This window comes from Psychroserpens luteolus, from assembly GCF_021032705.1.
Classification (GTDB): domain Bacteria; phylum Bacteroidota; class Bacteroidia; order Flavobacteriales; family Flavobacteriaceae; genus Psychroserpens; species Psychroserpens luteolus.
This window is the reverse complement of sequence record NZ_JAHVXI010000002.1, coordinates 462,944-475,984: the sequence shown is the minus strand read 5'-3', so window position 1 is coordinate 475,984 and position 13,041 is coordinate 462,944. Positions and strand designations below refer to the sequence as shown.

The 13,041-nt window shown below is 33.8% G+C and carries 13 protein-coding genes; 8 read left to right on the top strand and 5 right to left on the bottom strand.

The window, feature by feature from the left end:
- Nucleotides 1-45 precede the first annotated feature (45 nt).
- Nucleotides 46-1,953, top strand: a complete 1,908-nt coding sequence (gene dnaK / locus KWG70_RS07815) for a molecular chaperone DnaK (protein WP_230935441.1) — start codon at nucleotides 46-48, stop codon at nucleotides 1,951-1,953.
- Nucleotides 1,954-2,066: 113 nt separating this feature from the next.
- On the opposite strand, the gene KWG70_RS07810 is transcribed toward dnaK, so the two are convergent.
- Nucleotides 2,067-3,719 (bottom strand): HYR domain-containing protein, encoded by a 1,653-nt coding sequence (locus tag KWG70_RS07810; RefSeq protein WP_230935440.1) that lies wholly within the window; start codon nucleotides 3,717-3,719, stop codon nucleotides 2,067-2,069.
- A 112-nt stretch (nucleotides 3,720-3,831) separates the two neighbouring features.
- Between KWG70_RS07810 and KWG70_RS07805 the strand changes: the two genes are divergently transcribed.
- From KWG70_RS07805 to KWG70_RS07795, 3 genes are all read left to right on the top strand, one after another.
- Nucleotides 3,832-5,061: a class I SAM-dependent rRNA methyltransferase gene (locus KWG70_RS07805; RefSeq protein WP_230935439.1), complete on the top strand. Its 1,230-nt coding sequence runs from the start codon at nucleotides 3,832-3,834 to the stop codon at nucleotides 5,059-5,061.
- A gap of 57 nt (nucleotides 5,062-5,118) precedes the next feature.
- On the top strand, nucleotides 5,119-6,066 hold the full coding sequence (locus KWG70_RS07800; protein ID WP_230935438.1) for an NAD(P)H-dependent flavin oxidoreductase: 948 nt from the start codon (nucleotides 5,119-5,121) through the stop codon (nucleotides 6,064-6,066).
- Between the two features lie 129 nt (nucleotides 6,067-6,195).
- Nucleotides 6,196-6,516, top strand: coding sequence for a YtxH domain-containing protein (locus tag KWG70_RS07795; protein WP_230935437.1), 321 nt, complete (start codon nucleotides 6,196-6,198; stop codon nucleotides 6,514-6,516).
- 63 nt (nucleotides 6,517-6,579) lie between these two features.
- Here the strand turns inward: KWG70_RS07795 and KWG70_RS07790 are convergent, their stop codons facing one another.
- The gene (locus tag KWG70_RS07790; RefSeq protein ID WP_230935436.1) at nucleotides 6,580-7,440 is read right to left on the bottom strand and encodes an AraC family transcriptional regulator; all 861 of its coding nucleotides are present in this window, start codon (nucleotides 7,438-7,440) and stop codon (nucleotides 6,580-6,582) included.
- Nucleotides 7,441-7,594: 154 nt separating this feature from the next.
- Here KWG70_RS07790 and KWG70_RS07785 point away from each other — a divergent pair, with 154 nt between their 5' ends.
- Nucleotides 7,595-7,942, top strand: coding sequence for a YciI family protein (locus KWG70_RS07785; RefSeq protein WP_230935435.1), 348 nt, complete (start codon nucleotides 7,595-7,597; stop codon nucleotides 7,940-7,942).
- Nucleotides 7,942-9,189: an RNA polymerase sigma factor gene (locus tag KWG70_RS07780; RefSeq protein WP_230935434.1), complete on the top strand. Its 1,248-nt coding sequence runs from the start codon at nucleotides 7,942-7,944 to the stop codon at nucleotides 9,187-9,189. Before KWG70_RS07785 ends, KWG70_RS07780 begins: the two co-directional genes overlap by 1 nt.
- Nucleotide 9,190: 1 nt before the next feature.
- On the opposite strand, the gene KWG70_RS07775 is transcribed toward KWG70_RS07780, so the two are convergent.
- Complete coding sequence (locus KWG70_RS07775; RefSeq protein ID WP_230935433.1) at nucleotides 9,191-9,763, bottom strand: GNAT family N-acetyltransferase; 573 nt, start codon at nucleotides 9,761-9,763, stop codon at nucleotides 9,191-9,193.
- Between the two features lie 685 nt (nucleotides 9,764-10,448).
- Nucleotides 10,449-11,084, bottom strand: coding sequence for an alpha/beta hydrolase (locus tag KWG70_RS07770; protein WP_230935432.1), 636 nt, complete (start codon nucleotides 11,082-11,084; stop codon nucleotides 10,449-10,451).
- Between the two features lie 50 nt (nucleotides 11,085-11,134).
- Here KWG70_RS07770 and KWG70_RS07765 point away from each other — a divergent pair, with 50 nt between their 5' ends.
- Both KWG70_RS07765 and KWG70_RS07760 read left to right on the top strand, forming a co-directional pair.
- Entirely contained in the window at nucleotides 11,135-11,560 is a 426-nt protein-coding gene (locus KWG70_RS07765; protein ID WP_230935431.1) for a PaaI family thioesterase, read from the top strand.
- A 3-nt stretch (nucleotides 11,561-11,563) separates the two neighbouring features.
- Nucleotides 11,564-12,679 carry a chorismate-binding protein gene (locus KWG70_RS07760; RefSeq protein WP_230935430.1) on the top strand — a complete coding sequence of 372 codons (1,116 nt, stop codon included), beginning with the start codon at nucleotides 11,564-11,566 and terminating at the stop codon, nucleotides 12,677-12,679.
- On the opposite strand, the gene KWG70_RS07755 is transcribed toward KWG70_RS07760, so the two are convergent.
- The gene (locus KWG70_RS07755) at nucleotides 12,676-13,026 is read right to left on the bottom strand and encodes a ribose-5-phosphate isomerase (protein WP_230935429.1); all 351 of its coding nucleotides are present in this window, start codon (nucleotides 13,024-13,026) and stop codon (nucleotides 12,676-12,678) included. The two genes, KWG70_RS07760 and KWG70_RS07755, sit on opposite strands and share 4 nt — an antisense overlap.
- Between the last annotated feature and the right edge of the window lie 15 nt (nucleotides 13,027-13,041).

The window sequence follows — 13,041 nt, the reverse complement described above, 5'->3', positions numbered from 1 at the left end:
TAACATTTCCGAAGCAAAGGAAATAAAAACACAAAATATAAAATTATGAGTAAGATTATTGGAATCGATTTAGGAACTACAAACTCTTGCGTTTCGGTGATGGAAGGTAATGAGCCAGTGGTTATCCCAAACGCTGAAGGTAAAAGAACAACACCTTCTGTTATTGCCTTTGTTGAAGGTGGTGAAATTAAAGTTGGTGATCCAGCGAAAAGACAAGCGGTAACTAACCCAACAAAAACAGTTTATTCTATTAAACGTTTTATGGGTAATAAATATTCTGAATCTAAAAAAGAAGCAGAACGTGTACCTTATAAAGTGGTAAAAGGAGACAATGATACGCCAAGAGTTGATATTGATGGTCGTTTATATACACCTCAAGAATTATCGGCTATGGTGCTTCAAAAAATGAAGAAAACAGCTGAAGATTACTTAGGAACATCGGTAAGTGAAGCTGTAATTACAGTACCAGCTTATTTTAATGATTCTCAACGTCAAGCAACTAAAGAAGCAGGAGAGATCGCAGGTTTAAAAGTTCGTAGAATTATTAATGAGCCTACTGCAGCAGCTTTAGCTTATGGTTTAGACAAAAAAGGAATAGATCAAAAAATCGTCGTATTCGATTTTGGTGGAGGAACACATGATGTATCTATCTTAGAATTAGGAGATGGTGTATTTGAAGTATTATCTACTGATGGAGATACGCATTTAGGTGGTGATGACGTTGATGAGAAAATCATTAACTGGTTGGCTGAAGAGTTTAATACTGAAGAAGGTATTGACTTACGTAAAGATCCAATGGCATTACAACGTTTAAAAGAAGCTTCTGAAAAAGCGAAGATCGAATTATCATCTTCAGCTCAAACAGAAATTAATTTACCATATGTTACTGCTACAGCTAGTGGACCAAAACACTTAGTTCGTACATTAACACGTTCAAAGTTTGAACAATTAATTGATGATTTAGTAAAACGTACAATTGAGCCATGTGAATCGGCATTAAAAGCTGCAGGTTTATCTAAGAGTGATATTGACGAAGTTATATTAGTAGGTGGTTCAACACGTATTCCAGCAGTTCAAGCAGCTGTTGAAAAATTCTTTGGAAAAACACCAAGTAAAGGTGTAAATCCAGATGAAGTTGTGTCTCTAGGAGCAGGAATTCAAGGTGGTGTATTAACAGGAGATGTAAAAGACGTTCTTCTATTAGATGTAACTCCATTATCTCTTGGTATTGAAACTATGGGTAATGTAATGACCAAGTTAATTGAAGCCAATACAACAATTCCAACTAAGAAATCACAAGTATTCTCAACAGCAGCAGATAATCAGCCATCGGTAGAAATTCACGTATTACAAGGTGAACGCCCAATGGCAGCAGACAATAAAACAATTGGTCGTTTCCATTTGGATGGAATTCCGCCAGCACAAAGAGGTGTGCCTCAGATTGAAGTGATTTTTGATATTGATGCTAATGGTATCATTAAAGTATCTGCTGAAGATAAAGCAACTGGTAAAAAACAAGATATCAGAATTGAAGCATCTTCAGGGTTAACAGAAGAAGAAATCACTAAAATGAAGCAAGAGGCTGAAGCAAATGCAGATGCAGACGCTAAAGCAAAAGAAACGGCTGATAAATTAAATCAAGCAGATGCTATGATTTTCCAAACAGAAAATCAACTTAAAGAATTTGGTGATAAATTATCTGATGATAAGAAAAAGCCAATCGAGGAAGCACTTGAAGAATTAAAGAAAGCTTATGAAACTAAAGATGTCGCTATTATAGAACCAGCTTTAGAAAAAATCAATGAAGCTTGGAAAGTAGCTTCTGAAGAAATGTACAAAGCACAAGCCGAAGCACAGCAAGGTGGAGCAGAAGCACCAGGACCAGATGCAAGTCAGAATGGACAAACAGAAGGAAATGATGTGGAAGATGTAGACTTCGAAGAAGTGAAATAACAATACCGTCATGCTGAACTTGTTTCAGCATCTCACAAGAGAATAATTACTTAACATTAAAAACGCAATCAAATTCATGATTGCGTTTTTTTATTACATATATAATTCTCCTATTATTGTTTTATAAATTGTTTTAATACAGATCGACCATCTTCACTTCTCACAGACATGAAATAAAGACCTGCAGATAATTGAGAGACATCAAATTGTTTTTCTGATTCTACGAATTCAATATTGGTAAATACTTGTAGAATTCTTCCATTTAAATCTATTATCCTTACATCATCTATAGATGCTGATGTATTTGCTTGTAAAGTGATAACAGTGTTTGTTGGATTAGGATATATAAGTATATTTCTATTAAATATATTATCATCAACACTTAGGTTTTCGTCAACAGTGATATCAAAAGAACATGAAACTGAGTTACCTGAAATATCTATAACATCAAATGTATTTGTAGTTGTACCTATTGGAAAATCACTTCCGCTTGGTAAACCGGCTGTTTGTAAAGGCATATAATCAATTTCTAAAAGATACCTAAAAGTAGTACCATTAGTAACATCATTCCAACCACCATTAGATTGCACAACAACATAATCTTCGTTCCCTGCATTATTTGGTTCACCGGCATTCCAATTGTTAAATGTCGCCGAATCTCCACTTTGCCATACAAAATCACCTTCTGTTGCTAAATCATTGAAGCCAATTAATGTATTTCCTGCAGCTCCAATTGTACTAATAGCATTGACCAGTAAATCATTGTCTGAACTATTTCTTATCGTACCCACAAAGCCACCTTGTAGCAAAGCATCGGCAAAGGCATCTTGAGGTGTGAACGTAGCGTCTGATAAATAATAGGCTTTGTTATTGATGTTTGCCAATGGCGTAAATCCGGTTAGCGGATTAATAAGATCACAATTATCGGTTGGACTTAGACTGTAGTTTACAACTGCACTGGTGTCACCAAAATTTACAGCGGTTTGAGTAATATCACTTGGGCAATTTGCAACTGGTAATTCTGTATCGGTTACTGTTACTATAAAAGTACAGCTTACAGTATTATTATCGCTATCTGTAACACTAGCAAAAACTTGGGTGATTCCAACTGGAAAGGTCTCTCCAGATGCTAACCCAGAAGTAATTGTAGGAGTTAAAACGCCATCTTCTGTATCATTAGCTGTTATAGAATAATTTACAAGTGCACCGCATACACCAACGTCATTGTTTACATTAATATCACTAGGACAGTTAATAACTGGTGCGGCACCTATAGTTTCATAAAGTTGCACATCGGCTATTTGATTTATGCTACTAGCAGCACAAGTTCCAGTAAAATTTACCCTATAATATGTATATGCTGCGGTATTAGTAAATGAGAATGTTCTTGAAAAAAAACGATCTGAGATACAAGGTATATTACCAGTGGCAATACTTGTATAACTTGTTCCATCGTTGGAACCAAATACTTCATAATCTGTAGGGTCTCTTTCAGGAGCATCATTTGCTGTAACGAATTCTATAGCTACTGCTATTTTGGAGTCTCCTAACAAATCTACATCAAATCCAATACCATCAAAAGCATTAAAATCTAAGAATTTCGTATTGGAGTTTTGATCAATAACATTTTGTACAGCTTCTCCGCCTGGAGAATTTACACTACCAAAGTTGACAGCAGTATGGATGCTACTATCAAAAATACCTTGGGCCAATAAAATAGGTGTGCTAAATAAAAACAGTAAGGCGAATAGTAATTTTTTTTTCATGATTGGTTGATTAAGTTAGACTAATAATATTTTAAAGTTATAGTATTATTGTGAAGATCTCAAGATATTAATTGTGTTTTTGTATTTTCCAACTTCATTTCAATAGTAATACATGTTAGATTTAAACCATTCAATATCAAATAGAAAACCCAATCGTTTAGCGGTTAAACTCACCACAAAAGGCGAAAATTATGTGCAACAAGGACATCCTTGGGTGTTTTCTGATAGTATTACTAAAATCAATGCCGATGCGAAAACAGGTGATTTAGCCATTATCTTCGGAAAGCGAAAGAACGCCATGATTGGTATAGGGTTGTATGATGCTAAGTCGCCTATTAGAATCAAAATGATTTATAACGATAGTAAATCGGTGACAATTAATGATGAATTTTTTCTTCGGAAGATTCAGTATGCCTATAAAAAACGATTAACACTATTAAAAACTAATACAACAAGTTATCGGTTAATTTTTGGTGAGAATGATGGTTTTCCATCGCTCATTGCTGATGTATATGATGCTGTTTTAGTGGTTAAACTTTATTCAGAAATTTGGCTCCCTTACCTTAAAACAATCTTAGAAAGTTTAATTGCTACATCAAACTGTGATGCAGTTGTATTACGATTGAGCCGTGGCTTGCAAAACTCTGAGGCTCATCAATTAAAAGACGGTGATGTCATTTACGGAACACTAGATAATGAAGTCATTGAATTTATAGAGCACGGTGTCAGTTTTTCTGCTAATGTGATTAAAGGTCATAAAACAGGTTACTTTTTGGACCATAGGGAAAACAGAAGGCAAGTAGGTTTGTTGAGTAAAGGGAAAACTGTCTTGGATGTGTTTTCTTATGCTGGTGGATTTTCAGTACATGCTTTGGCAAATGGCGCGAATGAAGTCACAAGCTTAGATATTAGTTCACAAGCTCTTGAGATTGCAAAACAAAATGGTAAACTAAATACGTATTCTGGAAAGCATTATACACTAGCTGGAGATGCTTTTAAAATTTTGGAGCAACTTATTTCTGAAGGTAAAACTTATGATGTTGTTGTTATTGACCCTCCAAGTTTTGCTAAGCAACAATCAGAAATTCAATTGGCAAAGAAAAAATACGCTCAACTCGCACGATTAGGTGAACAATTGACAGCTAGAGAAGGTTTGTTGGTTTTGGCATCTTGTTCGTCTAGAGTCACAGCTACTGCTTTTTATGATGGTAATGAACAGACGTTAAAGTCTACAAGACGTCCATTTTCTATCGTACAAAAAACACAGCATGATAGTGATCATCCTATTGGATTTTCTGAAGGCGCCTATTTAAAATGTGGTTATTATAGGTTCTTAGATTGACAAAGTGTTATGCGTGCATAATATTTTATTATATTTGTCTTTCACAATACTCAATATATGGAAACTAGACTCACTCAACTTCTAAAAATTAAATATCCAATCATACAGGCACCAATGTTTTTAGTGTCTAATGTAGCTATGGTTACTGAAGCTATGAAAAGTGGTATTGCTGGATGTATTCCTGCGTTAAACTATAGAACTTTAGATGAGTTAAGAGCTGCAATTAGGGAATTAAAAGCGAATAAAGTAGAAGGAGGCTCATTCGGGTTTAATTTAATTGTCAACAAATCGAATATCAAATATAAAGGACAATTAGAAGTGCTATGTGAAGAAGGTTGTGACTTTATTATAACATCTCTTGGGAGTCCTGAAGAAACCATAAATCAAGCACACGCTGTTGGAATAAAAGTATTTTGTGATGTTACCGATTTGCGATTTGCTAAAAAGGTTGAAGGCTTAGGGGCAGATGCTGCTATAGCTGTTAATAATGAAGCAGGTGGTCATCGCGGAAATTTATCTCCTGAAGAATTAATCAAGCAATTAAATGAGAACTTATCTATTCCTGTTATTTCTGCTGGTGGTGTTGGATGTAAAGCAGATATTGATAAAATGCTGAGCTATGGTGCTGAAGGTGTTTCTGTTGGTAGCCCATTTATTGCCTCAGAAGAGGCAGGTGTTACAGATGAGTATAAACAAGCTTGCGTCGATTATGGAGCCGAAGATATTATTATGACCGAACGCATTTCTGGAACTCCATGTACCGTAATCAATACGCCTTATGTTCAAAAAATTGGTACCAAAGCAACATGGATCGAGAACCTTCTTAACAAAAACAGAAAACTCAAAAAGTGGGTTAAAATGGTGCGATTTTCAATAGGAATGAAAGCAACCGAAAATGCAGCAAAAAAAGCAACATACAAAACTGTTTGGGTGGCTGGACCTAGTATTGAACATACCAAAGAAATTCTACCTGTAAAAGCTATTGTTACAAATTTAACCACGTAGGTTCTGTCTATTTATTTATTTATTTATTGAATTTAACTTAAATACTTGATTTTTAATTTGTTTGTAACAAAAACTGAAATTCTAAGACATATAAATAAAACAACGTTTAATCATTAAAATATAAACAGGATGATTCATAAAGGAGCCATAGTATTGGGTGTATTAATAGGAACAGCTGCAGGAGTGTTATTAGCACCAGAAAAAGGAAGTGTTACAAGAGCTAAACTTAAAAAAGAGGGAAAGGATATAAAAGATCAAATAGTTAAAGATTTTTCAGAAGTTAAAGAGGATGTATCTAAAGCAGCATCTTCAGGTAAGGAAAAATTTAAACAAAAATTTGGAGATTTTGCCTCTAAAACGAGTTACAAAACAGAACAAGCAATCACATTTGTAGAAAAGCAATTAGCTATTTTAAAAGAAAAAAACAAAACATTACAAAAAACCAGTTAATCTATTTGAGATGTATGGTAAATGCCCCAAGCATGTTTAATGCTTGGGGCATTTAAGTATTATCTATTTTATAGGAATGTAAAATTCAGTTTTTAATTTGTTTTCAGCAACACGATCAGGATGACTTATATAGCGCTCTCTAACAGGTTCGTCACGAAGTTCGTAATCTGTATTAATGAGCCATTCTTCAAACATATAATTATATACATCAGCAAAATATTTATAACTCCCTTGGTATAAAAAGACAGCAAACTTTCCGCCTTTAAGTGTTTTTACACCAATATCACCAACCGCCTCAGCATTTCTATGAATAATTAAGCAAGCATCATATCGTAGCTTATCGGCTGGAGTAACATTTGGGTCATCATATGGTAATCCAAACATTTGTATACCTTTTGTAAATAGTTTTTGTGCCTTTATTTGCGCCCAAAGTTTTTCCCAAGCACTAGCATAATCTAATGTTTGATAAGCGCCTTGCATTCTGTAATACAGGCAATTATTGTCTTCTAAGTTTAAAATTTTTGGTTTTTTAATGTTCAATTCTCGTGTCATAAGTGTCGATTTTTTGATTGTATGATTTTTTGTTGTTCTATATGTAGAGGGAGATACACCAAAGTGGGATTTAAATTTTTTTGATAAAGATGAAGGCGACTCAAAACCTACTGTATAAGCAATTTCTTCAATAGAAGATTTCGAAAAGCAAAGGAGCTTTGCCGCAGTTTCCACGCGCATTCTTGAAATAAATGCTCCAATAGGTTCTCCCAATAAAGCTCTGCTAATGCGATGAAAATGAAATGGGGAAAAATGTGAAATCTCTGCTAGAGTTTTAATATCAATTTTTCGATCTAAATTGGCTTGTATATATTCTATGATGATATTTAACCGCTCTTCATAAAATGCTAGGTTTGTTTTTTTCGAACTCATTTATCTAATCTTAATATTTCAAAAGTAACATGAAAATAAAAGAATCACTTTTCCAAACTTGCTCAATACTCTATATTGATTATTTTTATAAAAGTTGTCCCTTTTTATTAATTGAATACGTCTTACATATATAAACAATTTAATTTTTAAGATTATGAAAAATTTTATGATGATTTTTATTGGCGCTGATTATGCCGATTTAGGACTATCTCCTGAAGAACTTCAAAACCGAATGGGAAAATGGTTTGCTTGGGGAAACAAAATGGAACAAGCTGGAATACTGCGAGGAGGTGAGGCACTAACATCCCAAATAAGACGTATTACAGGAGAAAATAGAACAGTTACAGATGTAACATCTGCAGAAGTTAAAGAAATCGTTGGTGGTTACTATACAGTTGAAGCCAAAGATTTTGATGCGGTACAACAAATAGCTCAAGACTTTCCAGACTATGATTTAGGTGGAACAGTTGAGATTCGTGAAGTAATGGTATTTGATCGCTAATGGAGTCAAAAAACATAGACCATCTGTTTCGCCATCATAGTGGAAAGATGGTCTCTGTTTTAACACGTATTTTTGGACTCAAACATCTTGATCTTATTGAAGACGCTGTTCAAGATACATTCTTAAAAGCAAGCCTTAGTTGGCGATTAAAACAACCTGAAAACCCTGAAGCTTGGTTAACACAGTCTGCCAAGCATAGAGTTATAGATATTTTTAGAAAACTCAAGACCGAAAGGAACCTTCTTCCAAACCTTACTCAGGGTACACATGCAATTGCCATTAATGACCTGTTTTTAGATAACGAGATTGAAGATGCACAACTTCGAATGATCTTTACGGCATGTCACCCAAAGTTAGATGCTCGTGATCGTATTTCTTTTGCTTTAAAAACAGTATCAGGTTTTAGTATCAAAGAAATTGCCTCAGCATTATTAACTAAAGAAGATACAATAAAAAAACGCCTTTCTAGAGCGCGTAAATCAATACAAAAAGCAGATTTAAAATTTAATATTCCGCAAGGGAAAATGCTTTACGATCGCTTAGAGAGTGTTATGGAAGTCCTATATCTTATATTTAATGAGGGCTTTCATTCTAATACAAAAGAACAATTAATACGTACGGATCTCTGTGGTGAAGCAATGCGCTTATGTCAATTATTATTGAAACAAAAAACAATGCGTTTTCCAAAGGTTTATGCACTATTTGCATTAATGTGTTTTCATTCATCTCGATTGGATGCTAAGATTAATTCTGAAAATGAGTTGTTGGATTTGAAAAATCAGGATAGAACCCTATGGCACTTTCCTTTAATCGAATTAGGAAATACTATGATGAATAAGGCAGTTGAGACCGAGGAATTTTCAAGCTACCACTACGAAGCAGCCATTGCAGCAGAACATTTCCGAGCTAGAACTTTTGAAGCTACCAATTGGGACAAAATTTCGCAATGGTATGAAGCGCTTTATCAACTACAACCTATGCCATCACATCTACTCACCTTAGCAGTTATTTGTATCCAAAACGGAAACTATAAAAAAGCTAATGCGTATTTTGAACAACTCAATCCTAAAGATTTAGAGCAACGCGCATATTTATATTATGCGGCCAAAGCAGATTATTATGCAGAAATAAATGATTTAAAAAATGCCCTAAAGCATATCGACAAGGCCTTAGAAATTGTTACGAATGTTCTTGAGAGAAGTTTTTTAGATAAGAAAAAATCAAACTGGTTAAAAGAAGAGCAATAGTCTATAGTGCGCTAAAAACTTCAGATCTAATAGTTTTCCATTCTTCTTTTAAAATTCCATAGCAGCAAGTACTCCGTCTAAACCCATCATTCATGATAGTATCTTTTCGCAAGATGCCTTCAAGTGTGGCACCAATTTTTTCAACAGCTTTTCTCGATTTTTGATTGCGCTCATCAATTCTGAATTCTACCTTTTCAAATGCCAAAGTTTCAAACGCATACTGAAGCATTAAAAATTTCATATGCAGGTTTAATCCAGTACCTTGAAACTCATGACCAATCCATGTCCAACCAATATGTAAAACTTTGTTTTCCCAATTAATCAAACCAAAACGTGTACTTCCAGCATATTGCTGTTTGTCTTTGTCAAAAATGATAAATGGTATGGTTGCTTTATTTTGATAACCATCTAAGGCAATATTGACATAGTTCTCTAATTTTTCTGGAGAAGAAATATCACTAGGAGAATAGTTGATAAGGTCTTTTTCTTGAGCAATATCAATTAAATTATGATAGTTGCTCAAAGTAAGAGGCGCTAATTTAACACGCTCATTTTCAAGAGAATAAATTTGCATAAATCTTAAACTTAAATTGAAAAGTAAAAGTATTCAAAAATTCATTATTGCCGAAAATAAAATTATGACTAGCATACAGGATGTGGTGTGTAACTAAATACATTTCCTCATCAAAAGATTGTATTTCAACGATTTAATTACAGACATGAGTGTAATACATTTATCTTTAAACTTCCATATAGCTGGTTTGGTAGAGAAAACCAGTATAATAATAATATTTTAATTACGGTTGATTAATAGCTCACATCAACCCAACGTCTACACGAGTAGTATCTATAGTGTAATGGTTTATTAATTAAGCCAATTTCATTATGAATTTGTATGCTATTAATTCAAGCAATTGTTTAAGATTAAAAAGAAATAGCGCTTACGATAGTGTTTTTATTAAGGTTTCAGTTGTCTTTTTTACAAATAGATATTCTCTGTGAAGTTGTACAGATTTGGATTAAAAGATCTAAATGACTCAATCGATGATGCTCAAAATGGACAGGAATTTGTTAGGAGGAGCAATTTCAGGTTAACTTATAATCAATGTATTAACTACAATAGTTACATACCGCCTAATACTAGGTAGAGTGATAAAGAAAATTATGTGTTCAAACAAGAAATAAGGTATAATTGATTTAATAGCAAATAATTAATTATTAATTGAGAAAAGCGGCCATTTTATGGCTGCTTTTTGATTTCATACAAAAGTGGAAATAAGTTTTGTGTTTACTTCATGAATACCTTCAAAGGATATGATATCTAGGTTATTGCCAAATAATTTTTCGGCTTTAGATCGCTCTTGTTGAATGCGCTCTTCATTAAGGAATTCATCATTAGTGCCATATATGAGTTTCGTTTTTCCTGTGAAATAATCAAAATCTGTAGGAACTAATTCTACCGGAATTCCACCAGAATGTAATATCAGTTGCGAACATTGTAATTGTCGTTTTGCTAAATATCGCATAGCTACGCTAACACCTTGAGAATAGCCCAAAATAATCAAGTTTTTTTCCTCAGGAATTTGTTCAACCTCAAAAACAGAATCAAAATATGTCATGACATTTTTTGTTTCCGCTATAGTGTTTTCTCGAGTCAACCAACTAGCACCAACATGTTTAAATTTTGGAGGCATATAATATTTGCTTTGTGCTTGTGGTGCTATGATATAGTTTTCATTAGCATTAAGTACTTTGAAATATTTCAGGAAATAACGACTTAAATACCCCATTCCGTGGCATACAAACCATACATTTTTTGTTGATGATGTTAATTCATTTAAGGTGGAATAACTATTGGTAATGGTATAAGAAATTTCCTTTTCTGTAGAATTCATTTCGTATTTTTGTTGTTGAATATATTCGACTTTAAAAATACAGTATTTCTATGCAATTATCTAAAGAAGACGTGTTAGCTCATGCAAATTCGGTTTGTAAAAACACCTTAATGGAAACCTTAAATATTGAAATGGTAGATTACGGTGAAAATTTCCTAGTTGCCAGAATGCCTGTAAATTCTAGGGTTTATCAACCAGATGGAGTGTTGCATGGTGGTGCAACTGCCGCTTTAGCTGAAAGTGTAGGTAGTTTTGCATCACATATGTTTATGGATATTGAGAATATGTTTGTACGCGGATTAGAAATAACAGCCAATCATTTAAAGAGTGTTTCTGAAGGGCATGTGTATGCCAAGGCTACTTTTTTACACAAAGGTAGAACAACACAGTTATTAGATATTAGAATCACAGATGACCATGATAACTTGGTTTCTATCTGTAGGTTGTCTACTATTTCCCTTCCTAAAAATAAATAGGAAATGGAGCCAAGCAAGTTCTTTTCGCATATTGACTCACATTTCAAATCTCAATTGCCTTTTGTTGTGTATCGAAAGCCCAATAATGTGAGCTTAAATGCAATATTTCAAGAGGACTCTACTTTACACGTTGTTGATGATTTTAATGAGAGCGGATTTGTATTTTCACCTTTTGATTCTCAGGATGCTACAGTTATTTTTCCTTCGGAATTATCAAAAGTAATGACTTTAGACACTGTTACAAATTCAGAAGTTGAACACCGCAATGCAAAAGATCATTTAGATGAAATTCATGATGTTCAGCATATAGAATTAGTACAAAAAGGGATTGATACAATTCTAAATGATGCGTTACAAAAGATCGTGTTATCTCGGGTTAAAGTCATTCCTGTTTCAGAAGAAAATCCTATAGAACTATTTCAGAAGTTACTCAAAAGGTATCACGAAGCATTTGTATATTTATGGTACCATCCAAAAGTAGGTCTGTGGTTAGGAGCTACACCAGAAACACTTTTAAGTACTGAAGGACGACGTTTTAATACCATGTCTTTAGCTGGAACACAATCTTATAAAGATTCTGTTGATGTAGCATGGAACAAAAAAAACAAATATGAACAGCAACTAGTTACAGACTATATAGTGAAGGAACTAGAGCCTCATGTTGAACAATTATATGTGTCTAATCCCAAGACCATAAAAGCAGGTAAGTTATTACATTTAAAATCTCAAATTTCCGGTGTACTAAAACCATCTAACTTGAAAGAGGTTATATTTTCATTACATCCAACACCTGCCGTTTGTGGTTTGCCTAAAACCAAAGCAAAAGATTTTATTTTAAGTAATGAACATTATAATCGCGAATTCTACACTGGATTTTTAGGAGAATTAAATATAAAAAAGTCTAAAACTAGGAATACAAATAAGCGTAACGTAGAGAACAATGCATATACAACTATTAAAACCACAAGTGAGTTATTTGTAAATTTACGCTGTATGCAAATTAAAGACCAACAAGCACTTGTTTACGTTGGTGGCGGAGTAACTAGAGACTCTAATGCTCAAGAAGAGTGGGAGGAAACCGTTAAAAAAACGCAGACAATGGTATCTGTTCTGAGCTAGTTATACCAAACAGCATATTTCTGTCTCCTTAACTCTAATGCTAAGGTTTCTTCCATTTTTAAAGCTTCTGCACGTGTAGCCATAGGTTCAATATGATTGTATAGACTGGGTCTTAAATAGTTACCATATTTTTCTACAATATTAGAAGAAAGCTTATAACCCTTCTTATTCCTATAACCAGTTTTGTGCTGCATAAATCGTTCTTTAGGTGTTTTGCTAGTCATCCCAACATACAAACATTGTAGTACACCATTAAATTGCGGATTAGCTGCTCGAAACTTAGCATTTTCAGTAAAGACACGTTTAGATAGTTCTACAACATAAACGCGATATTGAGTTTTGGGCATTCTTACTAAATTAGT